This window comes from Pseudomonas sp. WS 5411 (assembly GCF_012985595.1).
GTDB lineage: Bacteria > Pseudomonadota > Gammaproteobacteria > Pseudomonadales > Pseudomonadaceae > Aquipseudomonas > Aquipseudomonas shahriarae.
Genome location: NZ_JAARMC010000027.1, coordinates 1 through 25828 on the forward strand (window position 1 = coordinate 1; position 25828 = coordinate 25828).

The window sequence follows — 25828 nt, forward strand, 5'->3', positions numbered from 1 at the left end:
TTAGCCGCGCTGGGCCATGGATGGCCCATCGCGGCGGCCCCCCAAATCAATGTCGGATGACGGGCACACCGAGCCTGGGCGAGGTGCCGAGTGGTGGGGCAAGAGCCCTTTTGGTTACTTTTGGGGCTCTTTTCCAAAAGTGACCCGCCGTAAGGGCGGAACCCTAAGTGGCCATGACCGCAGCAACGGATATGTACACAAACCTAAAAATCACTAAAGAGATGTGTAGCTGGCTTGCCTGCAATGGGGCCCTGAAAACCAACCAATCACCCGCGCCGGGCAGCACGCTCGCGCAGATACTCCACCACCGCGCCCTGCTCCCCGGAAAACTCGATCCGGGCGCCCTTCTTCTCACGCTGGAACGCGTACATCGGGTCGTAGTATTCACGCAGCCCGACAATCCACCCGCGATGCAAATCCACGTTCCCCGAGCGGGCCTGCTCGGCCAGGGCGTCCTGCATCAGCCCGTGCAAGCGCTGGTAGCGCTCCCCACCCAGACGCTTGTGGATATTGGCCAGGCTCTGCACCAGGCGCTCGGCGAACAGGCTGAAGCCCGCTTCGCCAAACTCGGCGTTGAACTGCGCGCACAGGTCGATCACATAGTCGCGCAAGACCCGCTCGACGCGGTTTTCCAGACTCTCTTCCAGCCACACCATCGGGTACGCCTGCATGCCCCGGTGCAGGTTCAGCGGCAAGGCGCAGCTACCGATCATGCGGCTTTCGTCCTCAAGCACAAACTGCTCGATGCCCCGCGCGCGCTTTTTCAGTACGTCCACCGCCAGGCGGTTTTCAAAGTCGATATTCGACGGCTGGCCCGTGGCCCGCTTGCCAAAGCTGGAGCCCCGGTGGTTGGCGTAGCCTTCCAGGTCCAGGCCATTGCGCAGTTGCTGGAGCACCTCGGTCTTGCCGCTGCCGGTCAGGCCACCCAGCAGGACGAAATCGCACTGTTCCACAGCCTGGTCCACGGTCTCCAGCAAGAAGGTACGCATAGCCTTGTAGCCACCGCCGACCCGGGGATAGTCGATCCCCGCTTCGTCCTTGAGCACCTTCTGCACCAAGTGCGAGCGCAAGCCGCCACGGAAGCAATACAGGTAACCGTCAGGGTTGGCCTGGGCAAACGCGGTCCAGCGCGCCAGTCGCTCCTGCAGCGTTGCGCCGCTGACCAGTTGGTGTCCCAGCACAATCGCCGCCTGCTGCCCTTGCTGCTTATAGCAAGTGCCCACCCGCTGGCGCTCGTCATCGTTCATCAACGGCAGGTTGACCACGCCGGGGAACGCACCCTTGACGAATTCGACCGGCGCACGGGTATCCATCATCGGCCGGTCGTTAAGAAAGATATCGCGGTAATCGGTGATGTCGATGGGCATCAAGACACCTCTACCGCGTGGCTCTGTCGCTCGACCAACTGGCCAATGGGCGCAAGGTTCAGCCCCAGTTCGGCCGCTGCCGCGAGAAACTCGGCTTCGCCCTCAGGCGTGACCGCCACCAGCAGCCCGCCACTGGTTTGCGGGTCGCACAGCACGCGCTTGTGCAACTCATTGATACGGCCCAGTTGGCGCGAGTAACTGTCGAAGTTGCGCAACGTACCGCCAGGCACACAACCCTGGTCCAGGTAGTACTCGACCCCTGGCAGGCGTGGGACTTTTTCGTATTCGATAAGCGCGGTCAAACCGCTGCCGTCAGCCATTTCCACGAGGTGCCCGAGCAGGCCGAAACCGGTCACGTCGGTCATGGCGCTAACCCCGGCCAGCTTGCCAAAGCGGCTGCCGGGCTTGTTGAGGGTGCACATCCAGTCCCGCGCCAGGCCGATATCGGCTTCCCGCAGCTTGCCCTTCTTCTCGGCGGTGGTAAGGATGCCGATGCCCAGGGGTTTGGTCAGGTACAAGCGGCAACCGGCGGTGGCGGTGTCGTTGCGCTTCATATGACGCTTGTGCACCAGCCCGGTGACGGCCAGGCCGAAGATCGGCTCCGGGGCGTCGATGGAGTGCCCACCGGCCAGGGGAATGCCTGCCGCGTCGCACACCGCACGGCCACCGCGAATCACTTCCCGGGCGATCTCCGGGGCCAGCACATTGACCGGCCAGCCGAGAATCGCGATGGCCATCAACGGATCGCCGCCCATGGCGTAGATATCGCTGATGGCGTTGGTGGCAGCAATGCGCCCGAAATCGAAGGGATCGTCGACGATCGGCATGAAAAAGTCCGTGGTGGACACCACCCCGCGCTCGTCATCAATGGCGTACACCGCCGCGTCGTCCCGCGAGGCATTACCCACCCAGAGCTTGGGGTCGAGGTTCTGCGCACCGCTGCCGGCGAGGATCACTTCCAGCACCTGTGGCGAAATCTTGCAGCCGCAACCGGCACCGTGGCTGTACTGGGTCAGGCGAATCGGCTCGTTCATGGTGGACCTCAAACTATCAAGTGCGGGGATTCTAACAGACAGCAAAAGGCCGGCTGGGCTCTTGTGAGCGCAGCCGGCCTTTGGGGTTCAGCGGTTACTGGCGGGCAGCGAGTAAACGCTTGTGGCGATTACGCCGGGCAATGTTCAGGCACTCGATGGCAGCCGAGAAAGCCATGGCCGCGTACACGTAGCCTTTCGGCACATGGGCACCGAAGCCTTCGGCGATCAAGGTCATGCCGATCATAATCAAGAAGCCCAGGGCCAGCATGACCACGGTCGGGTTGTCGTTGATGAACTTGGCCAGGGGTTCAGCCGCTACCAGCATCACGATTACCGAAGTCACCACGGCAATGATCATGATCGGCAAGTGCTCGGTCATACCGACGGCGGTGATGATGCTGTCGATAGAGAACACCAGGTCGAGCAACAGGATCTGCCCGATGGCCGCGGCAAAGCCAATAGCCACTGTGTTGCCGACGCTGGCCTTCTCTTCGGGCTCCGGGTCCATGCTGTGGTGGATCTCGGTGGTTGCCTTCCATACCAGGAACAGGCCGCCGGCGATCAGGATCATGTCCTTCCACGAAAACGCCTGGCCGAAGACTTCGAATACCGGCGAGGTCAATTGCACAATAAACGCGATGGTGCTCAACAGGCCCAGGCGCAGTATCAGCGCCATGCTGATGCCGATGCGCCGTGCCTTGGCCCGGTGCTGCTCCGGCAATTTATTGGTGAGGATCGAGATGAAGATCAGGTTGTCGATCCCCAGCACGATTTCCATGACGATCAACGTCGCCAGGGCCACCCAGGCGGTAGGGCTCGCGGCCAGTTGTACAAGATAATCCATAGGTCAGTCCTGACTCGGTATACGGGGAATTAAGCTTCTTTGGAACTTGGCTCAGGCTTGGAGTCCTGATCCTGCTCGTCGTCCTTGGGGGCGATCAAGCCCTGGGTCGCTTCGCTCAACGCCTGTTCGGCGGCTTTATGGGTGTCGTCAATGGCCTGCTTGGCCGCTTCGCTGGCTTTGCCCAGCACCTGCTGCGTGCTTTTCTCGACCTGGTCGCAACCACTGAGCACCACTAATGAAAGCGCAAGCAACGACGCCGCGCCCAGGGAATTGAGTTTCATGATGTATTCCTCGTTAGAACCGTTGGGCCCAAGCATTGGGCCCGCGATAGCGAGGCATTCTAAGGAAGCGAACACTTCAGGAAAATTCGTATTTTTTTCGCTTATACTTCGATTTATACGAAGTAATACTCTGCAACCGAGGCACCTGATGCTCAACTACCGACAACTGCATTACTTCTGGGTGGTCGCCAAGACCGGCAGCATCGTGCGCGCCTGCGAGCAACTGAACCTCACACCGCAGACCATCAGCGGGCAAATCAGCCTGCTGGAGCAGACATTTGGTATCGCACTGTTTCAACGAGTCGGCCGCCAGTTGGAGCTGACCGAGGCCGGGCGCCAGGCCCTGCCCTATGCCGAGCAGATGTTCCAGACCGGCAATGAATTGGAAGCGATGTTGCGCGCCCAGCCCAATGAACAACAGATTGTGTTTCGTGTCGGCGTGGCGGATGTGGTGCCCAAGTCCATCGTCTACCGCCTGATCGCGCCGACCATGGAGCTGAGCGAGCCGCTGCGCATCACCTGCCGCGAAGACAAACTCGAGCGGCTGTTGGCCGACCTGGCGATCCAGCGCCTGGACCTGGTGATCTCCGACAGCCCGATGCCGACCCACCTGGATATCAAGGGCTACAGCCAGAAGCTGGGGGAATGTGGCATCAGCTTCTTCGCCACCCAGGCGTTGGCGGACCTGCACGGCGGCGATTTCCCACAATGCCTGCACGGTGCGCCGCTGTTGATTCCTGGTGCAGAAACCGTGGTGCGCAGCCGTTTGCAGCGCTGGTTCGCCGAGCAGCAGATCCGTCCGAAGATTATCGGCGAGTTCGACGACAGCGCCTTGATGCAGGCGTTCGGCCAATCCGGCAGCGGGATTTTTATCGCCCCCAGCGTGATTGCCGAGGAAGTGCTACGCCAATACGGCGTGGCATTGATTGGCCAGACAGACGCGGTCACCGAGTCGTTCTATGCCATCTCGGTGGAGCGCAAGGTCAAGCACCCCGGCATCGTGGCGATTACCGAAGGTGCTCGCCGCGAGCTGTTTACCGCGCTTTAGGCGCAGGCGACCCGGGTCTTGGCGGTCATCAGCCACAGGGCCAGGAGAATCGACAGCAGGATAAACCCCGACGCGGCAAACCCCAGGCTGCCCAGGCCCATGGTGTCGATCACCCGCCCACCGACCATCGCGCCCAGGCCAATGCCCAGGTTGGCCCCGGCAATGTTCAAGGACGCAGCAAATGCCGGCGCATGGGGTGCGGCCTTCATCAACCGCACATGGCTGACCAAAAACAGCGCCGCCTGGGTCACGCCCCAGATCGCCATGGCCGCCGCCAGGCCGAGGGTGGAGTGGATCGCCGGTACCAGCGCTACCATGCCGGCGATCATTAAGCCGCAGAACACCATGGAAGCGATCAGCGGATGCTTGTCGACCATGCGCCCGCCCAGGGAGTTACCGATCAGGCCGACGGCGCCAAAGCCCATCAGGCACCAGCCCACCAGGGTGCCATCGAAGCCGGCCAGGCGCTCCAGAATATCGGCCAGGTAGGTGTAAGCGGTGAACATGCCGCTGAAGACCAGGATCGACAGCAACACATGGCCCTGCATCAACGGGCTGCGCAGGATCTTGAACTGCGAACGCAGGGTCACCGCGTCCTTTTTCACGGTGGTGGCCGGCAGGTAGATCAACAGCAGCAATGCCTTGAGCATCGCCACCCCGGCGAGGATGCCAAAGGCGCTGCGCCAGCCGAATGCATCGGAGATCAGGGTGCCCACCGGGATGCCGAAGACGGTAGCGCAGACAATCCCGAAACCGATCTTGGCAATCGCCCGGCCAGCGTAGTCCGGCCCGACGATGTCCACTGCCGTTTCACTGGCCAGGGCCCAAAACACCGGCAGCCCCAGAGCGGGAATCAGGCGGGCCACGGCCATCACCCAGATATTCGGCGCCAGGGCCGCCAGGGTATTGGCCGCGCCAAACATCAATAGAATGCTGATAAACAGACGCTTGCGCTCGAAACGCGCGAAATACGCGGTCAGAAACGGCCCGAACGCGGCCACGGTAAAGGCAAACAAAGTCACCAGCAGACCGGCCTGGGACACGCTCACATCCAGGTCGCGAGCGATGGAGGGTAATAGCCCGACAATCACAAATTCGGTGGTCAACACGGTAAAACCGGCTGCGGACAGCAGCAGGATGGGCAACAACATGCACAACTCCAGAAACGGCGACGCCAGCGTTAGCCTTGAGGCCCGCTGACAGAGATATAAGAAGAGGATGGCGAATCTTAACAGAATGTGACCGTGCCACACACGGCCTTGGCGACTGAATGCCGCAGTAAACTGGATATTTCCTACAGCATGTTAGACTTCGCGCCCCGCATAGCGCTGTACACATTAAAAAAACTAGAGACACTCTTATGACTGCTGCTCCCTCACTCTTTCAACGACTTATGCGCCTCAGCCTGGTCACCCAGATTGTCATCGGCCTGACCGCTGGCATCTTGCTGGCCCTGCTGTCGCCCAGTGCGGCCCTGTCCACCGCGTTTATCGGCAAGGTATTTGTCTCGGCGCTCAAGGCCGTGGCGCCAATCCTGGTGTTTGTGCTGGTGATGGCCTCGATTGCCAACCACAAGCATGGCCAGGAAACCCATATCCGGCCGATTCTGTTCCTGTACCTGCTGGGCACCTTTTCGGCGGCGGTGGTCGCGGTCATTGCCAGCACCCTCTTCCCCTCGAACCTGGTGCTCAGCACCCATGACGTGGCCGTCAGCGCCCCCGGCGGGATTGGCGAGGTGATGCAGGGCCTGTTGCTCAGCGTGGTGGACAACCCTATCAGCGCCCTGATGAACGCCAATTTCATCGGGATCCTGGCCTGGGCCATCGGTATGGGCATCGCGATCCGTCATGCCGGGGAAACCACCCGAACCGTGCTGGACGACCTGTCCAACGGCGTCACGCTGATCGTGCGCGTGGTGATTCGCTTCGCCCCCCTGGGTATTTTCGGCCTGGTGGCCTCGACCCTGGCCGCTTCCGGCTTCGATGCCTTGCTAGGTTATGCGCACCTGTTGCTGGTGCTGATCGGCTGCATGCTGTTCGTGGCACTGGTGGTCAACCCAGCCATCGTGTTCTGGAAACTGCGCCGCAACCCGTACCCGTTGGTGCTGTTGTGCCTGCGTGAAAGTGGGATCACCGCCTTCTTCACCCGCAGTTCGGCGGCCAATATCCCGGTCAACCTGGCGTTGAGTGAGCGCCTGGGCCTGCATGAAGACACCTATTCGGTGTCGATCCCGTTGGGTGCGACCATCAATATGGCCGGCGCCGCGATCACCATTACCGTGCTGACCCTGGCGGCCGTGCACACCTTGGGCATCGCCGTCGACCTGCCGACCGCCGTGCTGCTCAGCGTGGTTGCAGCGATCTGTGCCTGTGGCGCGTCGGGTGTGGCCGGGGGTTCGCTGTTGCTGATTCCACTGGCGTGCAGCCTGTTCGGCATTCCGAGTGAAATCGCCATGCAAGTGGTGGCCGTAGGCTTCATTATCGGGGTGTTGCAGGATTCGGCGGAAACCGCGCTGAACTCGTCTACCGACGTGTTGTTCACCGCTGCGGCGTGCCTGGGCCAGGAAGACAAGAACCCGGCCTGACACAACCCGGCAAGCAAGTGGGCGCTGGTTTGGGTGGAAGCTGGCTTGCCTGCGATGCAAGCAACTCGGTCTATCAGTGATACCGAGGTGATGCTATCGCAGCGATGCGGCGATCCGACAAACCAGCTCCCACACAAACCAGCGCCCACATTTGTTTTGCGGTGTGACTCGGGGCTTAGAATGCGCCCATGTAGTCACGCTTGCCCACTTCCACACCGTTATGACGCAGCAAGGCGTAGGCGGTGGTGACGTGGAAGAAGAACTGCGGCAGGCCGTAGGTCAGCAAGTAGGACTGGCCGCTGAATCGCTTCTCTTTAGGCGTGCCCGGACGGGTGACGATCTCGATACCTTCCTTGCCGTCGATCTGTGCCGGGGTGATGGTGTCGATAAAGGCCAAGACCTTGGCAATCAGCGCTTGCAGGTCAGCGAAGGTAACTTCGGTATCTTCGTATTTCGGCACTTCGATCTCAGCCAGGCGCGCGGAAACGCCCTTGGCAAAATCCACGGCGATCTGTACCTGACGGACCAGCGGGAACATGTCCGGGAACAGACGCGCCTGCAGCAAGGCGTTAGGGTCGATGTTCTTGGCGGTGGCGTGGGCCTCGGCCTTGTTCAGCACATCGCTCAGGGCGTTGAGCATTTGCTTGAAGACCGGAAGTGAAGCGGCGTACAGGGAAATAGTCATGACAGTCTCGACAGTGGTGACAGGGTTTGAACAGCGGCGATTATAGACATGAGCGCTGCTTGTCTTTTATTTTTTCGGGATTAGGCTAGTGGGCTCACTGCATAGGGAAAGCGCGATGACCGCCGAGCACGACACCACCTCTTCCGAGCCGCGCCTGAACAGCACGGAAATCCGCGTTTTGGGCTGCCTGATCGAGAAACAGGCCACTAACCCGGAAACCTACCCGCTGACCCTCAATGCCCTGGTCCTGGCCTGCAACCAGAAAACCAGCCGGGAACCGGTGATGAACCTCAGCCAGGGCCAGGTTGGCCAGAGCCTGCGCGCCCTGGAGGGCCGTGGTTTTACCAAGCTGGTGATGGGCAGTCGCGCCGACCGCTGGGAACACCGCGTGGACAAGGCCCTGGAACTGGTGCCGGCACAGGTGATCCTTACCGGCCTGCTGTTCCTGCGCGGGCCGCAGACGGTCAACGAACTGCTGACCCGCAGCGGGCGCATGCATGATTTTGAAGATGCCGAGCAGGTGGTGCATCAACTGGAACGCCTGATCGCCCGTGACCTGGCGGTGCTGGTACCCAAGCAGGCCGGCCAGCGCGAAGACCGCTACACCCACTCCCTGGGCGATCCCGCGGATATCGAGGCGATCCTGGCCGCCCGCGGTAGCCCGGTGGAGCGCAGCAGCGCCAGTGGGGTTTCCGTGGAGCGCATCGAGGAGCTGGAGGCGCGGATTGCGGCGCTGGAAGAGCGCCTGTCACGCCTCGAATAAACGTCCCCCCTTATGGGAGCGGGCTTGTGTGGGAGCGGGCTTGCTCGCGAAAGCAGTGGGTCAGTCAACATCAATGTTTGCTGGGCCGACGTCTTCGCGAGCAAGCCCGCTCCCACCTGGGCCGGCGGTGTTTACTGCCGGGCGAAATCCACCGCCTTCTGGAACTGTTCGTCCGTCGGCCGGATGCCGGTGTACAACACGAACTGCTCCAGGGCCTGGATCGCGATCACTTCCAGGCCGGTAATCACCCGCTTGCCCTGGGCCCTGCCCCGCACGATCAACGGCGTTTCGGCGGGGATGGCCACCACATCGAACACGGTGTCTGCCGCATCAATCGCGTCGGCCGCAAACGCCAGGTCCTGCGCCTGGGCGCCGCCAGTCATGCCGATCGGCGTCACGTTGACCAGCATCTGCGGGCGCGCTTCACCCAAGGTCGCCTGCCACTGATAGCCCAGGTTCTGCGCCAGGGCCCGGCCCGCCATTTCATTGCGCGCAACGATCACGCCATTGGCATAGCCACCATCCCGCAAGGCACTGGCCACGGCCTTGGCCATGCCGCCGCTGCCGTACAGGGCGAAGGTCGAGTCCTTGGGCACCGCGTGTTTTTGCAGCAGTTGCTCGATGGCGATGTAGTCGGTGTTGTAGGCCTTGAGGTGCCCGGCGGTGTTGACGATGGTGTTGATCGAGGCGATGGCGCGGGCCGATTCGTCGAGCTCATCGACCAGCTCGATGCAGGCTTCCTTGAACGGCATCGACACCCCACACCCACGAATCCCCAAGGCACGGATCCCGGCCACGGCGCCGTTCAAGTCCTGGCTGCTGAACGCCTTGTAGTAGAAGTTCAGCCCCAGCTGCTCATACAAATGGTTATGAAATCGCAGGCCGAAATTGCCCGGACGGGCCGACAGCGACATGCACAACTGGGTATCCTTGTTGGGGTTCATCAGCATCGGTAACGCCTCTTCGAAGTAAGCAAATCGGTACAGACCTTACACAACCTTTACCTAGTGGCCGTGCTGTTTTCCTGAAATACGTTGTCTTAAAAGTATCCCCGCGACAATCCTTGAGTCTATTGATTGCAGACCACAAGCGCAGGGGCCAACCGAGGAAAGACCATGATTCGTAAAATCCCCAGGATCGCTTTGCTGATCGGTGCACTTGCTGTAGCCGGCCAAGCCTCCGCCCATGGTGGCGGTTGGGGTGGCCCGGCCGTATTGGGTGCGGTTGTCGGCGCAGCCGTAGTGGGCTCTGTGATCGCCAGCCATGATCGACCGGTGTATGTGCAGCAGCAACCGGTGTATTACCAGCCCCAGCCGGTGTATGCCGCCCCGCCACCGGTCTATTACCAGCCGGCGCCAGTGTACGTGCAGCAGCCGGTGTATTACCGCCGGGCGCCCGTGTATTACGGGCCACCACGTGGCTACTACGGCCCGCCCCGTGGCTATTACGGGCGTGGCTGGTAAACCCATCAGCAAAAGCCCCGCACACCCGGCGGGGCTTTTTTATGGGTGGCCAGGTCTGAATAAATCTCGCCAGGGTCGTTATGGGGACAACCCTGGCTGTTAATTCCGACATTATTAGGGCCAACGTGCACTTGCCCAATGGGGGGCCGCGCTGTCATGTTTGTGTCACACGGCACTCTCACTATCAAAACTGTCCCCTATAACAGGCCATAACAACAAGGACGCCCCAGCATGCCCACACAAAATCCGCACCGTACCGCCGGCCTCTGCACCTCGAGCAAGGTCTATAGCGCCTTGACCGAGCTCAAGCACCTGGAAGGCCATCGCAGCGCCAAGTTTCTTTCGCTGCTGGCAGAAAACCTGGTCCACAAAGGCCTGCTCAATGAACAGGAGGTGCTGCACATGCTGGACCAGGTGGTTGACTGAGCCCCTGCCGGTGCAGCCTCGATGACAGTGATGTTGACTATCGAGCAGGGTGATTTTCCCTCGCCGCCGGGCCACCGTAAGGTGACCTCCATCAGCAATGGAGGTAGATATGCCCACTATCCAGATCATGTCCGTCGTCGGCAGTGCCGTCCCTGTCCCCCTTCGCGAGCTGGGTTTGCTCGCCTGCTGGTACCTGGTACGCGACGGTGAAGCCATCAGTGGCCCCCTGACGTCGCTGCCCGATGCCCAGGCCCTGTCACGCAAGATGGCCCATTGTTTCTCGGCTTAGGGCAATGGCAGGCGTACCCGAGGTTTGGTTTCTACAAACAGCCCCCAGCTGGAAATAAACAGCGCGGCAATCAACGGCCCGATTACAAAACCATTGAGGCCGAAGACCGACAGGCCGCCCAGGGTTGAGATCAGGATCAGGTAATCCGGCATCTTGGTGTCCTTGCCCACCAGGATCGGGCGCAGCACGTTGTCCACCAGGCCGATCACAAACACCCCGAACAAGGCCAGCACCACCCCTTGCCAGATTGAACCGCTGAGCAGGAAGTACGCGGCTACCGGCCCCCACACAATCCCGGCACCCACCGCCGGCAGCAATGACAGAAACGCCATCAGCACCGCCCAGAGCAACGCACTGGGAATATCCAGAAACCAGAAAATCAGGCCACCCAGCGCCCCTTGGGTCACCGCCACCAGCACATTGCCCTTGACGGTCGCCCGCACCACGCGGTTGAACTTCAGTTGCAGGCGACGCTTCTGTGGCTCGGCCAGCGGCACCGCCGTGCGCACTTTGCGCACCAGTTCGGGGCCGTCGCGCAGCAGGAAGAACAGCAGGTAGAGCATGATGAAAAAGCTCACCAGGAAATCAAAGGTGCCCTGACCAAAGCTGAATGCCTGGCTGGCAAAGAACTGGCTGCCCTGCATCGCGCCCTTGACGATTTTCTCGCGCAGGCCTTCCAGGTTGCCCATGCCGAAGCGATCCAGCAGGTGCTGAAAGTACGGCGGCAGGAAGTTCTTGAATTGCTCGATGTAGCCCGCCACATCCAATTTGCCGCTTTCGACGTTCTTGTACAGCGTCGCCCCCTCCTGCACCAGCAAGGCGCTGGTGATGATCACCGGCAAGATCGCGATCACCAGGCACACCATCAGGGTACACAGCGACGTGAGGTTGCGGTTCCAGCCAAACTTGAGCTGCAGGCGCCGCTGCATAGGCGCAAAGATGATCCCGAGGATGACCGCCCAGAACACCGCGCCGTAGAACGGCAACAGGATCCAGAAAAACGCGAGGGTCACCAGGACCAGCAGCAATAGCAGGGTTTTGAATTGCAGATTCGTTTGGTTCATGTCCGATCCGTGCCAGAAAAACGCTGGGCGCCCAGCGCGCCCTGTTGCTTAGTCCACCGCGCATCCGGCGAGTGCCATCTTTATTTCTACAGCGTAGACCCAGATCAATAACCGCCAGGCCCGGCTCGGCTACCCTGCCGCCCTTTTGCGATCTGAATCCCATGCTCCCTGTCCTCGCTCCCGAATTGCTCGCTCCTGCCGGCACCCTGAAAAACATGCGCTACGCCTTTGCCTACGGCGCCGATGCGGTCTACGCCGGCCAGCCGCGCTACAGCTTGCGGGTGCGTAATAACGAGTTCGATCACGCCAACCTGGCCCTGGGCATCGCCGAGGCGCAGGCCCAGGGCAAGCGCTTTTATGTAGTGGTCAATATCGCGCCGCACAATGCCAAGCTGAAAACCTTCCTCAAGGACCTGGAACCGGTGATCGCCATGGGCCCGGACGCGCTGATCATGTCCGATCCGGGCTTGATCATGCTGGTGCGCCGGCACTTCCCGCAGATGCCGATCCATCTGTCGGTGCAGGCCAACACGGTGAACTGGGCCAGTGTCGAGTTCTGGCAGCAGCAAGGCATCTGCCGGATCATCCTGTCGCGGGAGCTGTCCCTGGAAGAAATCGCCGAAATCCGCCAGCACGTGCCGGCCATGGAGCTGGAAGTGTTTGTGCATGGCGCGCTGTGCATGGCCTACTCCGGGCGCTGCCTGTTGTCCGGCTACATGAACAAGCGCGATGCCAACCAGGGCACCTGCACCAACGCCTGCCGCTGGAAATACCAGGCCACACCCGCGACCGAAAACACCGTGGGCGATATCGTCCAGCAGTATCAGCCCGAGCCGACCCTGGGCCTTGGCGCGCCCACCGACCAGGTGTTCCTGCTGCAGGAGGCCAACCGCCCGGATGAGCAGATGCCGGCCTTCGAGGACGAACACGGCACCTACATCATGAACGCCAAGGACCTGCGGGCGGTGCAGCATGTCGAGCGCCTGACGCAGATGGGCGTGCATTCGTTGAAAATCGAAGGCCGCACCAAGTCCCACTTTTATGTGGCGCGCACCACCCAGGTGTACCGCCAGGCCATTGATGATGCGGTGGCCGGTCGTGCGTTCGACCGGGGCTTGATGACCAACCTTGAGTCCCTGGCCCAGCGTGGCTACACCGAAGGTTTCCTGCGCCGCCATGTGCATGACGAATACCAGAACTACCAGAACGGCAGCTCCGTTTCGGAACAACAGCAGTTTGTCGGTGAATTGACCGGCGAACGGCGCGGGGAGCTGGCCGAAGTCAAGGTGAAGAACCGCTTTGCCGTGGGCAATCACCTGGAACTGATGACCCCGGCGGGGAATTTCCATTTTGACCTGGGGATGATGCATAACGCCAAGGGTGAGGCGATTGAGGTGGCGCCGGGGGATGGGCACACGGTATATGTGCCGGTGCCGTTGGACATGGATATCGGGTTTGGGTTGTTGATGCGGGATGTGTAGCGGCTGTTAGGGCCCCATCGCAGGCAAGCCAGCTCCCACATTTGACTGCATTCACAGTTCAACATGTGGGGCCTGGCTTGCCTGAGATGAGGCCAGAACCAGCACCGCAATTGCCAGATCAGATCCTGAACTGCCCCACCAGCTCCCACATTTGACTGCATTCACAGTTCAACATGTGGGAGCTGGCTTACCTGCGATGAGGCCAGATCAAGCACCGCAATTGCCAGATCAGATCCTGAACTGCCCCACCAACTCCCACATTTTGACCATGTTCACCGATCAAGTGTGGGAGCTGGCTTGCCTGCGATGAGGCCAGATCAAGCACCGCAATTGCCAGATCAGATCCCGAACTACCCCAGCAACTGCCACATTTTGACCGTACTCACCGATCAAGTGTGGGAGCTGGCTTGCCTGCGATGGAGCCAGATCAAGCACCGCAATTGCCAGATCAGATCCCTAACTACCCCAGCAACTCCCACATTTTGACCATGTTCACCGATCAAGTGTGGGAGCTGGCTTGCCTGCGATGAGGCCAGAGCCAGCACCGCAATTGCCAGATCAGATCCTGAACTGCCCCACCAACTGCCCCAACCGCTGCCCCAGTTCCGCCAGGCTGCGGGAGGTCTGTGCGCCCTGCTGGGTCTCGTCCGCCACGCTGTCCACCGCCACGGCAATCTGATGCACGCTGCGGTTGATCTCTTCGGCCACGGCGGTTTGCTCTTCTGCAGCACTGGCGATCTGCGCGTTCATCGTGTTGATGGTGCCGATCAGTTGCGCCATGGTATCCAGGGACGCCCCGGCTTCGTTGGCCTGGGCCGAGGTGCCGTCGCCGGCATCGCTGGAGCGGCGCATGGATTCCACGGCCGCCTCGGTGCCTTTTTGCAGGCGGTCGATCATGCCCTGGATTTCCTGGGTACTTTGCTGGGTGCGGCTGGCCAGTGCGCGTACCTCATCGGCCACCACCGCAAAACCACGCCCGGCTTCACCGGCACGGGCGGCTTCAATGGCGGCGTTGAGGGCCAGCAGGTTGGTCTGCTCGGCAATCGAGCGGATCACCCCAAGCACGCTGACAATCGACGACACGTCCTGTTGCAGGCTATCCAGGGACACGCCACTGCTGCGGATGTCATTCACCAACGCATGAATCTGCGCGATGCTGCCATCCACCACTCGCTTGGCGGCCTGGCCTTCGGCGTCGGTCTGCTGCGCCGCCACGGCCGCGCCCTGGGCACTGCGGGCCACTTCATGGGCGGCAGACGACATTTCATTGATCGCCGTCGCCACCTGGTCGGTTTCCTGGCGCTGGCGTTCCATGGCCTGTTCCGAACGATGGGCCTGCTCGGACACCTGGCTGACCAGCCCGGTCAGTTGCGAGGTCATGTCAGTGATCTGGCGTACCAGGCCGTGGATCTTGTCGACAAACCGATTGAACGAGCCGGCCAGTTCACCCAACTCGTCCTGGCTGGTGATTGCCAGGCGCCGGGTCAGGTCGCCCTCACCGGCGGCGATATCGTCGAGGTTGGCTTTCATCAGGTGCAAGGGGCGCAGGATGGTATTGGCCAGCAGCATGCCCGCTGCAGCGATCAGCAACAGCAGGATTACGGCGATGCCGACAATGCTCAACAACACCCCTTCCATGCGCTCGTTGACCTTGGCTTCGACTTCGCTGACCAGGGCCTCGATACCGTCGAGGTTGACCGAGGTACCGATCACCATGTCCCACTTGGGCAGGTACTCGGTGTAGCCGAGCTTGGGCACCAGTTCGGTTTGCCCCGGCTGGGTCGAGCTGTATTGCAGGTAGTGGGTGCCGTCCTTGCCGACCTTGACCAGGTCGCGGTTGACGTAGACGCCGTTGGGGTCACGGTTGTCCTTGAAGCTTTTGCCCACGCCGTCGGGGCTGTTGCCCTTGAACAGGCGGATGGTTTCGGAGTCGTAGCCGAAGAAATAGCCGTCCTTGCCGTAGGTTGTGTTGGACAACAGCTTGACCACCTGCGCCCGCGCCTCCGTATCGCCGGGGGCTGCCGCGTCGTACAGCGGCTTGATGGTGGTCATCGCCACTTCGACATAACTTTGCAGGGTGGCCTTGGCGTTGTTGAGCAGGCGCTGGCGGGTTTCGGCCACCTCGGTGCGCGCCTGTTCCTTGAGAATCCACACGGTGGTCAGGCTGATGACCACGGCAAACAACAACACTGGCAGTACAGCGAGGGACAGGACTTTGGCCTTCAGACTCAGACGCATGGATCTTCTCTCTTGTAGGGCAACGTTACGAGGTTAACGGCCCTAAAGGAGAAAACTGTAGGAATCTGCTTGTTACAGGGTCATCGCAGCAAACCAGCCGAACACCAGCAACGGCAGGTTGTAGTGCAGGAAGGTCGGGACCACGGTGTCCCAGATATGGTGGTGCTGGCCGTCGATGTTCAAACCCGAGGTCGGCCCCAGGGTAGAGTCGGACGCAGGCGAACCGGCATCGCCCAAGGCCCCGGCGGTGCCGACGATGCAGACAATGGCCAGCGGGCTGAACCCCAGTTGCACACACAGCGGTACAAAAATCGCCGCGAGGATCGGCACGGTGGAAAACGACGAACCGATGCCCATGGTCACCAGCAGGCCTACCAGCAACATCAACAGCGCACCCACGCCACGGCTGTGGCCGATGAATTCGGCCGAAGCCTGCACCAGCGTCTGTACCTGGCCGGTGGCCTTGAGCACTTCGGCAAACCCCGACGCCGCGATCATGATGAAGCCGATCATCGCCATCATTTTCATGCCTTCGGTGAACAGATCATCGGTGTCGCGCCAGCGCACGATGCCCGATACCGAGAAGATCAGGAAACCCGCCAGGGCACCGATGATCATCGAATCCAGCCACAACTGGATAATAAAGGCCGAGGCAATGGCCAGCCCGGCGACCAGCAGGGTCAGCGGGTTGTACTGCACCGCCACTTGCTCGACCCGCTCGATCTTCTGCAGGTCGTAGATGCGCTTTTTGCGGTAGCTGATAAACACCGCCACCAACAGGCCGAACACCATGCCCAGCGCCGGAATACCCATGGCATGGGTAACGTTGACCTGGCTGATATCCACCCCGCTCTTGGCGACATTGGCCAGCAGGATCTGGTTGAGGAAGATATTGCCGAAGCCCACCGGCAGGAACATGTACGGGGTGATCAGGCCGAAGGTCATGACGCAGGCGATCAGGCGCCGGTCAATCTGCAACTTGGTCAGCACATACAGCAGCGGCGGTACCAGCAGCGGGATAAAGGCGATATGGATCGGCAGGATGTTCTGCGAGGCAATCGCCACCGCTCCCAGCAGGCAGATCAGCAGCCATTTGACAGAACTGCCGCCAGTGGCGTCCTGGCGGCCCACCAGCAGCAGGGCCTTGTCCGCCAGGGCATGGGCCAGGCCGGACTTGGCAATCGCCACCGCGAAAGCACCGAGCAATGCGTAAGACAACGCCACCGTGGCACCGCCGCCCAAGCCGCTGTTGAACGCGCTGAGCGTCGCGTCGATCCCCAGGCCACCGGTCAAACCGCCGACCAGGGCACCCACGATGATCGCGATGACCACATGCACGCGGGACAGGCTGAGCACGAGCATGGTGCCGACCGCGGCGATTACTGCGTTAATCATGGTTACCTCAAGACAGAAATATAAACACAACACGCGCCGGCGCCCCGGCCAGATGTCGACCACGGCACACGCAGAAAGGGAGTTTTATTAGAGGCCGCGCACTTTGCAGCAGCCGGCGCGCCATGTCAAAGAACGACGTCGCGAATAGATTCAATTGAACGTATGAATAAAGAAAAACAACCCGCGGCCGATAGAGTGGATTATCTCTGTCGCAACGAAAGGTTAAGGATCTCCATGTCGCTCAGGCAGCTGTCCATTCAATGGAAAATCACCCTCCTCGCCGGCCTTTGTCTGTTGGGCATCGTGACCCTGCTGGTGGGTCTTTCGCTGTATCGGATGGACCAGAGTTCACAACGGGTCCAGACCTCCAGCACACAGATGCTTAATGTTGCAGCCCAATCGCGCATCGAAGCCCAGGGTGAAGTGCAGGCGCTGGGCATCCGCCAGCAATTTATGGACGCCTACCAATATGGCCATGGCTTTTCGCGCCAGGTGCTGTTTTTGCGCGAACAGGCCGAAAAACGCTTCCTCGATGCCTTCGACCTGCGTGAAGACCTGACCCGCCAGGTCAAGGCCGCCCTGCAAGCCAACCCGGACCTGCTGGGCCTGTCCCTGGTCTTTGAAGCCAATGCCCTGGATGGCAAGGATGAGCTGTTCGCCGGCCAAGCGGAGCTGGGCAGCAATGAAAAGGGACGCTTTGCCCTGTACTGGTCGCAGCCGACACCCGGCACCCTGACCTCGATGGCGCTGCCGGAAAGCGATATGTCCGACACCAGCGTCGGCCCCAGCGGCGAGAAGGCCAACACCTGGTTCACCTGCCCACGCACGACCCTCAAGCCGTGTGTGATCGAGCCGTACTTCTATGTGATCGACGGGCACAACGTCTTGCTGACCAGCATCGTGTTCCCGCTCATGGCCAATGGCAAAGTCATCGCCTCGCTGTCGGTGGACATCAACCTCAACAGCCTGCAGGCAGTCAGCCAGAATGCCAGCCGCGAGCTGTATGACGGCCAGACCAACGTCAGTATCATCAGCCCGGTGGGTTTGCTGGCCGGCTACAGCCCGGATGCGAGCAAGCTCAGCCAGCGCCTGGACAGTGTGGATACCGCCAGCGGCGCACAACTGATCAGCGCCATGGCCAGCAGCACCCAGACCTACAGCCTGCGTACCGACCATCAACTCAAGGTGCTGGCACCCTTCCAGCCCATTCCCAATGGCAAGTCCTGGGGCGTGTTGCTGGATGTGCCGGAAAAAGTCCTGATCGGCCCCGCCGAAACCCTCAAGGCCGAGCTGGATGCCGACAACACCAAAGGCACCCTGCTGGAACTGGGCCTGGGCCTGCTCGCCGCCATCGTCGGTTTGCTGCTGGTGTGGCTGATGGCCCGCAGTGTCACCCGGCCGATCCTCGGCGTGGCCCATATGCTGGAAGATATCGCCAGCGGCGAAGGCGACCTGACCCGGCGCCTGGCCTACGACAAGCGCGACGAGCTGGGCGAACTGGCCAGTTGGTTCAACCGCTTCCTCGACAAACTGCAACCGATCATTGCCGAGGTCAAACGCTCGGTGCAGGACGCGCGCAGCACCGCCGACCAATCAGCGGCAATCGCCAGCCAGACCAGTGCCGGCATGGAGCAGCAGTACCGCCAGGTGGATCAGGTGGCCACCGCCTCCCACGAAATGAGCGCCACCGCCCAGGATGTCGCCCGCAGCGCCGCCCAGGCGGCACACGCTGCACGGGATGCCGACCAGGCCACCCGCGAAGGCCTGACGGTGATCGACCGCACCACCACCAGCATCGGCCACCTGGCTGCCGACATGAGCACGGCGATGGCCCAGGTCGAAGGCCTGGCAGCCAATAGCGAGCAGATCGGTTCAGTGCTGGAAGTGATCCGCGCGATTGCCGAACAAACCAACCTGCTGGCCCTCAACGCCGCCATCGAAGCCGCCCGTGCCGGTGAAGCCGGGCGTGGTTTTGCGGTGGTGGCGGACGAGGTGCGCAATCTCGCACGGCGCACTCAGGAGTCGGTGGAAGAAACCCGCCAGGTGATCGAACAGTTGCAAAACGGCACCCAGGAAGTGGTGAGCTCCATGAGCAACAGCCATCGCCAGGCCCAAGGCAGTGTCGAACAGGTCGGCCAGGCCGTCACGGCATTGCGCCAGATCGGCGATGCGGTGACGGTGATCAGCGACATGAACCTGCAGATCGCCAGCGCCGCCGAGCAGCAAAGCGCGGTGGCCGAGGAGATCAACAGCAACGTGGCGACGATTCGTGATGTGACCGAGTCGCTGTCGGAACAAGCCAATGAATCGGCGCGGGTCAGCCAGACGCTCAATAGCCTGGCCAATCAGCAACAGGGGTTGATGGACCAGTTCCGGGTCTGATCGCGGTTAAAAGGTGCGGGGCCGGGGGCTGGACGCAACCTCCAGCTCACACCCCCACAGCTCTACCGCCGGCTGGCTCGCCTGGGGCGGGCCGAGCCAGGCACTCAGCCACTGGCACTGCTGGTTGAAACACAGTTGATAATCCCCGGCCTCGGGGGTGCGGCCCAGGCGCAGGGGCTGCAAGGGTGGCAACTGACGCTGGTAATGCCAACTGCCATCACGCAGTTCGGCGCCGTGCGGGATCTCCATACCGGCCCCGGAACCCTTGACCCGCGCCTCGCCCAACACCAGGCCCTCAGGCGTTACACGGTAATCCTCTTCCCAGCGCACTTTCTCAATCGTATGCGTCCAGGCCAGGGTGAACACAGGCGTAGGCACTTGTGCCCATACCGCGCCCGCCAAGCCCAGACACAGACCGATCACGCAGTGGCCGCCTGGGCACGATGGGCCCGCCAGCAGTGCTGTGCGATCAACAGCCCCACCATGACGAAGCCGATTTCATCGCTTAACGGCGTCGCCAGAATCAGGCTACCACCGGCGAAGAAGCCCAGCAGGCGCTCCCACCAACTCAGCCTGGCTTGCAAGTAGCCGGTAAATACCGCACCCCAGATACCAATGGCCAGCAACGCTTTGGCCACCACATACAGTGTGGCCAACAGGCTATCGCCCTGCAGCATCAGCGCCGGCTCGTACACCGCCATAAACGGCACAACGAACCCCGCCACCGCGATGCGTACCGCCCAAAAGCTGATCTTCAGGCCGCTCTCCCTGGCAATCGGTGCCGCCGCGAAACAGGCCAATGCCACCGGCGGTGTGAGGTCGGCCATGATGCCGAAATAGAACACGAACATATGCGAGACAATCAGCGGTACGCCGAGGTCCAGCAGTGCCGGTGCAGCGATCGAACTGGTGATGATGTAGTTGGGAATGGTCGGGATCCCCATGCCCAGCACCAGGCAAGTGAGCATGGTGAGCACCAGCGACAGGAACAGGTTGTCCTGGCCAATGGCAAGGATGTAGCCGGCAAAGGTGGAAGCCACCCCGGTCAGCGACACGACACCGATAATCACCCCCACCAGGGCGCAGGCAATCCCCACCGGCACCGCGTGCCGTGCGCCCTCTACCAGTGCATGCAGGCAGATGGTCAGGGTGTCGCGGCCGCCTTTGATAAACCAGCACACCGCCACCAGCAGCGCCACCACCCCGAACACCATGCCGATACCGAGCCGGAAGAAGCCCGCGCAAAGCAGACCCAGGACGATCCAGAAGACAAAACGCATCACCTTGGACGAGACCCGCAGGATGATCGCCGAGCCGAGAATCACAATGGACGTCAGGGCCAGGCCAACCATGCCGGAGAACAGCGGCGTGCGCCCGGAGAACAGCAGGTAGATCAGCACAAAGAGCGGAATCAACAGGTACCAGCGCTGCTTCACCGCGGCCCAGGGGTTCGGGCATTCGTCCTTGGGCAGGCCACGCAGGTTGGAGCGCTTGGCTTCCAGGTGAACCATCCAGAATACCGAGCCGAAGTACAGCATGGCCGGAATCAGCGCGGCCTTGGCCACCTCGAAGAACGGCACGTTGATCGTCTCGGCCATGATAAAGGCCACTGCGCCCATGATCGGCGGCATGATCTGGCTGCCCATCGACGAGGTCGCTTCCACGCCACCGGCAAACGCCGACTTGTAGCCGAAGCGCTTCATCAACGGGATCGTGAATTGGCCGGTGGTGACCACGTTGGCCACCCCCGAACCGGTGATGGTGCCCATCAGCGCCGACGACACCACGGAAACCTTGGCCGGGCCACCGACTTTGTGGCCGAACAGGCCCATGGCGAAATCGGTGAACAGCTTGATCATCCCGGCCTGTTCAAGGAACGCACCGAACAGGATAAACAGGAAGATGTACGTGGCCGATACATAGGTCGGCGTGCCATACAGCCCCTCGGTGCCAAAGGCCAGTTGGTTGACGATCTGGTCGATGGCATAGCCGCGGTGCATCAGATCGCCCGGCAGGTACTGGCCGAACAGGCCGTAGGCCAGGAACAGCGCACAGATCAACGGCAGGGCAATCCCCATCACCCGCCGCGCCGCTTCAAACACCAGCACAATCAGCAACAGGCCGATGACCAAATCGCTATCGGTCAGGTCGCCAGAGCGTTGAATCAAGTCGGCTTCGAAATACCACTGGTAGAACGCCGTGGCCATTCCGGCCAGCCCCAGCAGCCAGGCCATCGGCTGCCAGGGCTGAGCATTGCCACGCGCCGGAAAACACAGAAACACCACCAGCAACAGAAAGCCCACATGCACGGCCCGCAGAATCTGGCTGGAGACCGGATGGAAGGCCGCGGTGATGATTTGGAAGACGGAAAACAACAGCGCGACATAGAACAGCGCTCGCGGCCAATCCCTGGGACTGGCGGCAAGGCCTTGGTCTTGCTCACTCATGCAGGTCACTCCCACGTTACAACATCGACATGCCAACAAGCCTGGCGCGTTGTGCGCGCCAGGCTATTCACCGCTCTGGCACAGCGCGCAGCGCTTGGCACCGCGCACCGCACCCACCTGGGCCTTACAGTGCGCCCGCTTCCTTGTAGAAACGCTCGGCGCCCGGATGCAGTGGGATAGGCAGGCCCTTGGCCGCACCTTGCAACTTGATATCTTTGGCCGCCGAGTGGGCGTTACCCAGACGATCGAGGTTGTCGAACATGAGCTTGGTCATCTGGTAGGCCACCTCATCGGTCACGCCGTCATGGCTGACCAGGATGTTGGTGATGGCCACGGTCGCTACATCGCTGTCCTGACCGTCATAAGTGCCCGCCGGGATCACCGCGCCCTGGTAGGCAGCGTTATCGATCTTCGCCGTGATATCCGCCGGAATGGCAACGAAGGTTATTGGCAGGGTCGCGGCCAGGTCGCGGATCGCCGCCATGCCCAGGCCCGAGGACTGCAGGGTGGCATCCAACTGGCGGTTCTTGATTAACTCGACCGACTCGGCGTACGGCAGAAACTCGACCTTGCCCATGTCTTCGTAGCTCAGGCCAGCAGCCTTGAAGATAGCGCGGGCGTTCAGCTCGGTGCCGGATTTCGGCGCGCCGACGGAGATACGCTTGTTTTTCAGATCCTCCAGGGTGGTGATGCCAGACTCCTTGCTGGCGACGATCTGGATGTAGTTGGGGTAGGTGCCGGCAATCGCCCGCAGTTTTTTCAAGGGCGCCTTGAAGCCGGCGTCTTGCACGCCATTCCAGGCATCGGCGACCGAGTCACCGAGGGCAAAGGCCAGCTCGCCGCGACCGGCTTGCAGCAGGTTGAGGTTTTCCACCGACGCCTTGGTGGCCTGCACCGAGGTCTTCGATCCGTCTATACCGTTGCTGTACAGCTGTGACAATGCCACCCCAATCGGGTAATACACGCCGCTGGTGCCACCGGTCAGCACATTGATAAAGGTTGGGGCGGCAAGTGCCGAGGAACTGGCGACAAGGGCTGCGGCAGCAGCAAACAGGCTCAAGCGTTTGGTCATTTGCATGGGTTCACCTTTTATCTTTCTTGTTAGGTGCCGAGCAGCCGCGTGACCGGCTGGCGAGGGCTATAGCAACTGCCGTGGCCGAAACAGAGAAAAAACCAGGGTGCCTTTCACCTGTTCCACACGGCCTGCGTGGTGGCTGTTATAAGCGAAATTGCGCGAGCCAGGTTCTGTAAGAAAAGTCTTGTTGCAAATCGGCGCGCGTATCCGCCAGTCAGGTTTGGCGCCGGGGCAGTTCGATCAACACTTTGAGCCCGCCCAGTGGGCTCTCTTGCAACTGCAATGTACCGCCCCATACATCGACAATATCGCGCACGATGCCCAGCCCCAGGCCATGACCAGCGGTCTGTTCATCCAGGCGGGTGCCACGACTGAAAACCTGGTCACGCTGGGACTCGGGAATACCCGGGCCGTCATCTTCGACGATCAGTTGAAAACACTCCGGGGTCTGCTCAATGCTCAAACGCACCTCGGCATCCGCCCATTTGCAGGCGTTGTCCAGCAGGTTGCCCAAGAGCTCCAGCAAGTCTTCGCGGTCCCAGGGCAGTTGCAGGCCGGGGCGAACCTGGTAGCTCAACTCCAGGTGCTCGCCGTGGATCATGTTCAGGGTCGCCAGCAGGCCCGGCAGTTCGCTGTCGCAGTCGAACAGCGCGCCGGGCAGGGTTTCACCGGCCAGGCGCGCGCGGTTGAGTTCGCGGTTGAGCCGTTGCTGCACCTGCTGCAACTGCTCGCGCAACAACTTGGCCAATTGCGGCTGGTCCTTGAGCTGCTCGCTGGAAGCCACGCTCAACAATACCGCCAGCGGGGTCTTCAAGGCATGGCCGAGGTTACCCAGGGCGTTGCGCGAGCGTTTGAGGCTGTCTTCGGTATGGGCCAACAGGTGGTTGATCTGTGCCACCAGCGGCTCCAGCTCCGCCGGCACCTGGGTATCCAGTTGCGAGCGCTGGCCTTGTTGCAGCTGTGCAATCTGCTCGCGCGCAGTTTCCAGCGGGCGCAGGGCCCGGCGTACGGTGACCCGTTGCAGGATCAGGATCAGCAGCAACGCCGCCAGCCCGAGGACCAAGCCGACCTGGCGCATCAGGCGAAAACTTTCCCGCACGGGCGTGTAGTCCTGGGCCACGCTGATGGAAATCGACTGGCCAAAACGCTTGTAGTCCGATCGCAGGACCAGCAGTTGCTGGCCTTCCGGGCCCAATTGCAGGTTGCCCTTCAGGCCGGCCTGGGGCAGTTGCGGCAGTTCCTGGTCCCACAATGAACGGGAGCGCCAGTGGTTGTCGCCGAAGTCGATACGGAAATAGTGCCCGGAAAACGGCCGTTGATAGGCCGGTGACAAGCGCTGTTCATCCAGTTGCACGCCGCCGGGCCCACGCACCAGGGCCACCAGCAGGTTTTCGCTGTCGTTGCGCAGACCCGCTTCCAGGTAGCGTTGCAGACCCACTTCGAACAGCCACAGGCTGGTCTGCGCCAGCACCAGGCCGACGATCACCATCACGCTGATCAGCCCCAGGCTCAGCCGCCGCTGGATCGACCTCACGCGGGGCTGGCGCCAAAGCGATAACCCTGGCCACGCCGGGTTTCAATCACGCTGCGCCCGAGCTTGCGCCGCAGATGGTTGACGTGGACCTCGAGGACATTGGAGTCGCGCTCGGTTTCGCCGTCATACAGGTGCTCGGCCAGATGGCTTTTGGAGAGGATTTGTTCGGGATGCAGCATGAAGTAGCGCAGCAGGCGAAACTCGGCAGCGGTCAGTTGCACCTCGGCACCGTCGCGCATCACGCACTGACGGCCTTCATCCAGGTGCAAGCCCGCCGCCTGCAAGGTCGGCTGGTTGGCCTGGCCATGGGAACGGCGCAGCAAGGCCTGGATGCGCAGGTACAACTCCTCGGGGTGGAACGGCTTGCTCAGGTAATCGTCGGCCCCGGCCTTGAGCCCTGCGATGCGCTCGGCCCAGGAATCGCGGGCGGTGAGGATCAACACCGGGGTCGCCAGCGCGGCGGCGCGCCACTGGCTCAGCACCTCAAGCCCCGGCAAGCCAGGCAGGCCCAGATCGAGGATGATCAGGTCATACGGCTCGCTGCGCCCCTGATACACCGCATCGCGACCGTCCGCCAGCCAATCCACGGCATAGCCCTGGGCTTTCAGCCCGGCCATCAGTTCATCAGCCAACGGTACGTGGTCTTCCACCAGAAGCAGGCGCATCAGTCATCTTCCTCGTCTTTAAGCAGCGCGCCGGTGGTCGCGTCCAGTTTGATTTCCCGGACCACGCCATCGGTGGTCACCAGCTCCACCTCATAGACGTAACTGCCGTGTTTGCTCTCAAGCTCCGCCTCCAGCAACCTGGCGCCGGGATGCCGCGCCATGGCCTGCTGCAGCAGTTGCTCCAGGGACAGGATCACCCCTTGCTGACGCAATTCCAGGGCTTCATCCTGGTTGAGGTCCCGGGCAGCCACCACCGAGCAAAAGGCCAGGAGCACCAGCGCCAGTCGACTGCCGGTGCGTAGATTTACCTTCATTACGTATCCTGATGATCCTTGAGGACTTGCCCGGTGACAGCGTCCAATTCCACATCCCACTCGACGCCCTGGGCATCGCGCAGGTCAACCTGGTAAATATACTTGCCGTATTCCTGCTCCAGCTCGGTTTCATGCACCGTGCCACCAGGGTGCTTGGCCAGGGCGGCGGCATTGAGCTTCTCGAAAGACTGGATGGTACCAGCGTCACGCAATTTCAGCGCTTCATCCGGCCCCAGGTCCCGCGCCTGGGCCAGGCCGCTGGTGAGGGCGATGATACTGGCGGTGATAATTGTGAGGGTTTTCATGATCGTTCTCCATTTCAGGATGTTTTGCCTACGGCCCCCACAGTACGGGTCGCAACTTAACTGAAACTGAATTGCCACCATGGCAATTGTCCCACAACACCTTGCCAGGCTCCGGGGAATATTTCCTATACTGCCCGGCTCGCC

25 protein-coding genes are annotated in these 25828 nt (G+C 61.4%); 8 read left to right on the forward strand and 17 right to left on the reverse strand.

Annotation, left to right across the window (positions count from 1 at the left end; translation table 11 throughout):
• Positions 1 to 266: 266 nt before the first annotated feature.
• From mnmH to HBR93_RS23855, 4 genes are all read right to left on the reverse strand, one after another.
• On the reverse strand, positions 267 to 1367 hold the full coding sequence (gene mnmH / locus HBR93_RS23840; protein ID WP_057439454.1) for a tRNA 2-selenouridine(34) synthase MnmH: 1101 nt from the start codon (positions 1365 to 1367) through the stop codon (positions 267 to 269).
• Positions 1367 to 2401 carry a selenide, water dikinase SelD gene (selD, locus tag HBR93_RS23845; protein WP_057439455.1) on the reverse strand — a complete coding sequence of 345 codons (1035 nt, stop codon included), beginning with the start codon at positions 2399 to 2401 and terminating at the stop codon, positions 1367 to 1369. Before selD ends, mnmH begins: the two co-directional genes overlap by 1 nt.
• A gap of 94 nt (positions 2402 to 2495) precedes the next feature.
• A complete protein-coding gene (locus HBR93_RS23850; protein ID WP_057439456.1) occupies positions 2496 to 3245 on the reverse strand; it encodes a TerC family protein in 750 nt (249 codons plus the stop codon).
• Between the two features lie 29 nt (positions 3246 to 3274).
• On the reverse strand, positions 3275 to 3526 hold the full coding sequence (locus HBR93_RS23855; protein WP_057439457.1) for a hypothetical protein: 252 nt from the start codon (positions 3524 to 3526) through the stop codon (positions 3275 to 3277).
• 148 nt (positions 3527 to 3674) lie between these two features.
• On the opposite strand from HBR93_RS23855, the gene nhaR reads away from it, so the two are divergent.
• Positions 3675 to 4574, forward strand: a complete 900-nt coding sequence (nhaR, locus tag HBR93_RS23860; RefSeq protein WP_115128544.1) for a transcriptional activator NhaR — start codon at positions 3675 to 3677, stop codon at positions 4572 to 4574.
• Here nhaR and HBR93_RS23865 read toward each other — a convergent pair.
• A complete protein-coding gene (locus tag HBR93_RS23865; protein WP_169961216.1) occupies positions 4571 to 5725 on the reverse strand; it encodes an MFS transporter in 1155 nt (384 codons plus the stop codon). The genes nhaR and HBR93_RS23865 overlap by 4 nt on opposite strands.
• A gap of 209 nt (positions 5726 to 5934) precedes the next feature.
• Here HBR93_RS23865 and sstT point away from each other — a divergent pair, with 209 nt between their 5' ends.
• Positions 5935 to 7158, forward strand: a complete 1224-nt coding sequence (gene sstT, locus HBR93_RS23870; RefSeq protein ID WP_115128545.1) for a serine/threonine transporter SstT — start codon at positions 5935 to 5937, stop codon at positions 7156 to 7158.
• Positions 7159 to 7333: 175 nt separating this feature from the next.
• Here sstT and HBR93_RS23875 read toward each other — a convergent pair whose 3' ends face one another.
• The gene (locus HBR93_RS23875) at positions 7334 to 7843 is read right to left on the reverse strand and encodes a DUF1993 domain-containing protein (protein WP_057439460.1); all 510 of its coding nucleotides are present in this window, start codon (positions 7841 to 7843) and stop codon (positions 7334 to 7336) included.
• Positions 7844 to 7958: 115 nt separating this feature from the next.
• On the opposite strand from HBR93_RS23875, the gene HBR93_RS23880 reads away from it, so the two are divergent.
• Complete coding sequence (locus tag HBR93_RS23880) at positions 7959 to 8606, forward strand: DUF480 domain-containing protein (RefSeq protein ID WP_057439461.1); 648 nt, start codon at positions 7959 to 7961, stop codon at positions 8604 to 8606.
• A gap of 131 nt (positions 8607 to 8737) precedes the next feature.
• Here HBR93_RS23880 and HBR93_RS23885 read toward each other — a convergent pair whose 3' ends face one another.
• A complete protein-coding gene (locus HBR93_RS23885) occupies positions 8738 to 9556 on the reverse strand; it encodes a shikimate 5-dehydrogenase (protein ID WP_169961217.1) in 819 nt (272 codons plus the stop codon).
• Positions 9557 to 9721: 165 nt separating this feature from the next.
• Between HBR93_RS23885 and HBR93_RS23890 the strand changes: the two genes are divergently transcribed.
• From HBR93_RS23890 to HBR93_RS23900, 3 genes are all read left to right on the forward strand, one after another.
• The gene (locus HBR93_RS23890; protein WP_057439463.1) at positions 9722 to 10069 is read left to right on the forward strand and encodes a hypothetical protein; all 348 of its coding nucleotides are present in this window, start codon (positions 9722 to 9724) and stop codon (positions 10067 to 10069) included.
• Between the two features lie 231 nt (positions 10070 to 10300).
• Positions 10301 to 10495, forward strand: a complete 195-nt coding sequence (locus HBR93_RS23895) for a hypothetical protein (RefSeq protein WP_029296627.1) — start codon at positions 10301 to 10303, stop codon at positions 10493 to 10495.
• Between the two features lie 109 nt (positions 10496 to 10604).
• The gene (locus HBR93_RS23900) at positions 10605 to 10784 is read left to right on the forward strand and encodes a hypothetical protein (RefSeq protein WP_057439464.1); all 180 of its coding nucleotides are present in this window, start codon (positions 10605 to 10607) and stop codon (positions 10782 to 10784) included.
• Here the strand turns inward: HBR93_RS23900 and HBR93_RS23905 are convergent.
• The gene (locus HBR93_RS23905; protein WP_057439465.1) at positions 10781 to 11848 is read right to left on the reverse strand and encodes an AI-2E family transporter; all 1068 of its coding nucleotides are present in this window, start codon (positions 11846 to 11848) and stop codon (positions 10781 to 10783) included. The genes HBR93_RS23900 and HBR93_RS23905 overlap by 4 nt on opposite strands.
• Positions 11849 to 12009: 161 nt before the next feature.
• On the opposite strand from HBR93_RS23905, the gene yegQ reads away from it, so the two are divergent.
• Complete coding sequence (yegQ, locus tag HBR93_RS23910; RefSeq protein ID WP_115128548.1) at positions 12010 to 13329, forward strand: tRNA 5-hydroxyuridine modification protein YegQ; 1320 nt, start codon at positions 12010 to 12012, stop codon at positions 13327 to 13329.
• Positions 13330 to 13887: 558 nt separating this feature from the next.
• On the opposite strand, the gene HBR93_RS23915 is transcribed toward yegQ, so the two are convergent.
• Complete coding sequence (locus HBR93_RS23915; protein WP_115128549.1) at positions 13888 to 15567, reverse strand: methyl-accepting chemotaxis protein; 1680 nt, start codon at positions 15565 to 15567, stop codon at positions 13888 to 13890.
• A gap of 72 nt (positions 15568 to 15639) precedes the next feature.
• On the reverse strand, positions 15640 to 16959 hold the full coding sequence (locus HBR93_RS23920) for a Na+/H+ antiporter NhaC family protein (RefSeq protein ID WP_169961237.1): 1320 nt from the start codon (positions 16957 to 16959) through the stop codon (positions 15640 to 15642).
• 237 nt (positions 16960 to 17196) lie between these two features.
• Here HBR93_RS23920 and HBR93_RS23925 point away from each other — a divergent pair, with 237 nt between their 5' ends.
• A complete protein-coding gene (locus tag HBR93_RS23925) occupies positions 17197 to 19344 on the forward strand; it encodes a methyl-accepting chemotaxis protein (RefSeq protein ID WP_057439468.1) in 2148 nt (715 codons plus the stop codon).
• 6 nt (positions 19345 to 19350) lie between these two features.
• On the opposite strand, the gene HBR93_RS23930 is transcribed toward HBR93_RS23925, so the two are convergent.
• The 7 genes from HBR93_RS23930 to HBR93_RS23960 all read right to left on the reverse strand — a co-directional run bounded on the left by HBR93_RS23930 (position 19351) and on the right by HBR93_RS23960 (position 25684).
• On the reverse strand, positions 19351 to 19767 hold the full coding sequence (locus tag HBR93_RS23930) for a DUF1850 domain-containing protein (RefSeq protein ID WP_169961218.1): 417 nt from the start codon (positions 19765 to 19767) through the stop codon (positions 19351 to 19353).
• Positions 19764 to 21791 carry a TRAP transporter permease gene (locus HBR93_RS23935; RefSeq protein WP_057439470.1) on the reverse strand — a complete coding sequence of 676 codons (2028 nt, stop codon included), beginning with the start codon at positions 21789 to 21791 and terminating at the stop codon, positions 19764 to 19766. Before HBR93_RS23935 ends, HBR93_RS23930 begins: the two co-directional genes overlap by 4 nt.
• 124 nt (positions 21792 to 21915) lie before the next feature.
• Positions 21916 to 22869 carry a TAXI family TRAP transporter solute-binding subunit gene (locus HBR93_RS23940; protein WP_057439471.1) on the reverse strand — a complete coding sequence of 318 codons (954 nt, stop codon included), beginning with the start codon at positions 22867 to 22869 and terminating at the stop codon, positions 21916 to 21918.
• Positions 22870 to 23080: 211 nt separating this feature from the next.
• Complete coding sequence (locus HBR93_RS23945) at positions 23081 to 24400, reverse strand: sensor histidine kinase (RefSeq protein ID WP_057444136.1); 1320 nt, start codon at positions 24398 to 24400, stop codon at positions 23081 to 23083.
• Positions 24397 to 25065, reverse strand: a complete 669-nt coding sequence (locus HBR93_RS23950; protein WP_057959091.1) for a response regulator transcription factor — start codon at positions 25063 to 25065, stop codon at positions 24397 to 24399. Before HBR93_RS23950 ends, HBR93_RS23945 begins: the two co-directional genes overlap by 4 nt.
• Complete coding sequence (locus tag HBR93_RS23955) at positions 25065 to 25379, reverse strand: PepSY domain-containing protein (RefSeq protein WP_057439472.1); 315 nt, start codon at positions 25377 to 25379, stop codon at positions 25065 to 25067. The genes HBR93_RS23950 and HBR93_RS23955 overlap by 1 nt, the downstream gene beginning before the upstream one ends.
• Complete coding sequence (locus tag HBR93_RS23960; protein ID WP_057439473.1) at positions 25379 to 25684, reverse strand: PepSY domain-containing protein; 306 nt, start codon at positions 25682 to 25684, stop codon at positions 25379 to 25381. The genes HBR93_RS23955 and HBR93_RS23960 overlap by 1 nt, the downstream gene beginning before the upstream one ends.
• Positions 25685 to 25828: the final 144 nt, after the last annotated feature.

Coding starts and splice junctions, on each gene's coding strand:
- selD (WP_057439455.1), bottom strand. CDS start 2,401: ATGAACGAGCCGATTCGCCTGACCCAGTACAGCCACGGTGCCGGTTGC.
- HBR93_RS23885 (WP_169961217.1), bottom strand. CDS start 9,556: ATGCTGATGAACCCCAACAAGGATACCCAGTTGTGCATGTCGCTGTCG.
- HBR93_RS23900 (WP_057439464.1), top strand. CDS start 10,605: ATGCCCACTATCCAGATCATGTCCGTCGTCGGCAGTGCCGTCCCTGTC.
- HBR93_RS23955 (WP_057439472.1), bottom strand. CDS start 25,379: ATGAAGGTAAATCTACGCACCGGCAGTCGACTGGCGCTGGTGCTCCTG.
- HBR93_RS23865 (WP_169961216.1), bottom strand. CDS start 5,725: ATGTTGTTGCCCATCCTGCTGCTGTCCGCAGCCGGTTTTACCGTGTTG.
- HBR93_RS23925 (WP_057439468.1), top strand. CDS start 17,197: ATGTCGCTCAGGCAGCTGTCCATTCAATGGAAAATCACCCTCCTCGCC.
- sstT (WP_115128545.1), top strand. CDS start 5,935: ATGACTGCTGCTCCCTCACTCTTTCAACGACTTATGCGCCTCAGCCTG.
- HBR93_RS23880 (WP_057439461.1), top strand. CDS start 7,959: ATGACCGCCGAGCACGACACCACCTCTTCCGAGCCGCGCCTGAACAGC.
- mnmH (WP_057439454.1), bottom strand. CDS start 1,367: ATGCCCATCGACATCACCGATTACCGCGATATCTTTCTTAACGACCGG.
- HBR93_RS23935 (WP_057439470.1), bottom strand. CDS start 21,791: ATGAGTGAGCAAGACCAAGGCCTTGCCGCCAGTCCCAGGGATTGGCCG.
- nhaR (WP_115128544.1), top strand. CDS start 3,675: ATGCTCAACTACCGACAACTGCATTACTTCTGGGTGGTCGCCAAGACC.
- HBR93_RS23875 (WP_057439460.1), bottom strand. CDS start 7,843: ATGACTATTTCCCTGTACGCCGCTTCACTTCCGGTCTTCAAGCAAATG.
- HBR93_RS23905 (WP_057439465.1), bottom strand. CDS start 11,848: ATGAACCAAACGAATCTGCAATTCAAAACCCTGCTATTGCTGCTGGTC.
- HBR93_RS23895 (WP_029296627.1), top strand. CDS start 10,301: ATGCCCACACAAAATCCGCACCGTACCGCCGGCCTCTGCACCTCGAGC.
- HBR93_RS23960 (WP_057439473.1), bottom strand. CDS start 25,684: ATGAAAACCCTCACAATTATCACCGCCAGTATCATCGCCCTCACCAGC.
- HBR93_RS23855 (WP_057439457.1), bottom strand. CDS start 3,526: ATGAAACTCAATTCCCTGGGCGCGGCGTCGTTGCTTGCGCTTTCATTA.
- HBR93_RS23850 (WP_057439456.1), bottom strand. CDS start 3,245: ATGGATTATCTTGTACAACTGGCCGCGAGCCCTACCGCCTGGGTGGCC.
- HBR93_RS23940 (WP_057439471.1), bottom strand. CDS start 22,869: ATGCAAATGACCAAACGCTTGAGCCTGTTTGCTGCTGCCGCAGCCCTT.
- HBR93_RS23915 (WP_115128549.1), bottom strand. CDS start 15,567: ATGCGTCTGAGTCTGAAGGCCAAAGTCCTGTCCCTCGCTGTACTGCCA.
- HBR93_RS23890 (WP_057439463.1), top strand. CDS start 9,722: ATGATTCGTAAAATCCCCAGGATCGCTTTGCTGATCGGTGCACTTGCT.
- HBR93_RS23950 (WP_057959091.1), bottom strand. CDS start 25,065: ATGCGCCTGCTTCTGGTGGAAGACCACGTACCGTTGGCTGATGAACTG.
- yegQ (WP_115128548.1), top strand. CDS start 12,010: ATGCTCCCTGTCCTCGCTCCCGAATTGCTCGCTCCTGCCGGCACCCTG.